The organism is Kitasatospora sp. LaBMicrA B282, assembly GCF_050325825.1.
Classification (GTDB): domain Bacteria; phylum Actinomycetota; class Actinomycetes; order Streptomycetales; family Streptomycetaceae; genus Kitasatospora.
Map to the genome: position 1 here is coordinate 1 of NZ_JBNQTI010000374.1, position 957 is coordinate 957.

1 protein-coding gene and 1 pseudogene are annotated in these 957 nt (G+C 66.7%); both read right to left on the bottom strand.

Features of this window, described 5'->3' with window-relative positions; translation table 11 throughout:
- Positions 1 to 105: pseudogene (locus ACQRUO_RS39520) on the bottom strand (IS5/IS1182 family transposase); the annotation flags it as partial.
- A 43-nt stretch (positions 106 to 148) separates the two neighbouring features.
- Positions 149 to 880: a hypothetical protein gene (locus ACQRUO_RS39525; RefSeq protein ID WP_428321014.1), complete on the bottom strand. Its 732-nt coding sequence runs from the start codon at positions 878 to 880 to the stop codon at positions 149 to 151.
- Between the last annotated feature and the right edge of the window lie 77 nt (positions 881 to 957).

A 957-nucleotide genomic window follows, 5' to 3' on the forward strand; every position in this document is an offset into this window, starting at 1 on the left:
TCCCTCGCAGCGGAGCTGGGTGAGCAGCTTCCCAAACGCGCCAGGGCTCAGCCCGGTGAACAGGGCTATCCAAGAGGACTCCGACGCCGTGATCACACCAGCCATTCCAAGATCATGGCAGGTGTCGCGCGGCTCCTCTCCCGGGCAGTTAAGCGTCCGAGGTGTGGGGGAGGTTGGCGATCGTGTAGGCCTCCGCGATGCCGAACACGCTCGCGCAGCCTGGGCACTCCGCCCGGCCGAACAGGTGGCGGATCCCCTCGGCAAGTCGGAGTTCTCCGTCACGGACGGCAGTGGCGTGCATCCATCGGCCCGGGTCGAGCAGTTCCTCGGTTGACGCCGGCTGCAGAGCACGCCGTTCGACGTCGCCCAGATCCCAGTCGCGGATCGCCGAGTAGTGGCCGTGGTCGCCGATGGCAACGATCACCTCGACAACGCAGTGGGGACAGCACACGGTGTAGAAGTCGTCGGTGAGGTCCTCCAGGGCCGCACTCCAGTGATACTGGCCGGCAAGCGCGAGTAGGTCGCAGAAGACCCGGTGGTAGTCGGAAGGACGCGTCCGGAGCCGCTGGTCTGCCAGTTCTCGCAGGGCGGCGATCGCGTCCGTGCAGTCCTCGATCAGAGCTTCGCCGTCGTGGTGCTGAAGGACGCCCCGCATGATCGCGCCAGCCAGTTCAAGGGCTCGGTCGCTTCTCGGGGCCAGCGTTGCCAGGCGTGGAAGCGCCGCGAAGCTGGCCGAAGACACTGTCTCCCCATGTAGGCAAAGACGGTCCCAAAGCTCATCCCATGCTTCCAGGGCTTCCGCGCGCTCGACCTGCTCCAAGAGCACCGGTACCCGTTCGCTCGCCCCGTGGGCGTCGACCACCTGCGTCCAGTCCGTCACCCCGGCATTCAACCCCCTCCGGAGTCCACGGTGCCACGCGGACAGCCGAAGGTGATCATTGCGGGACAGCCCTTAGG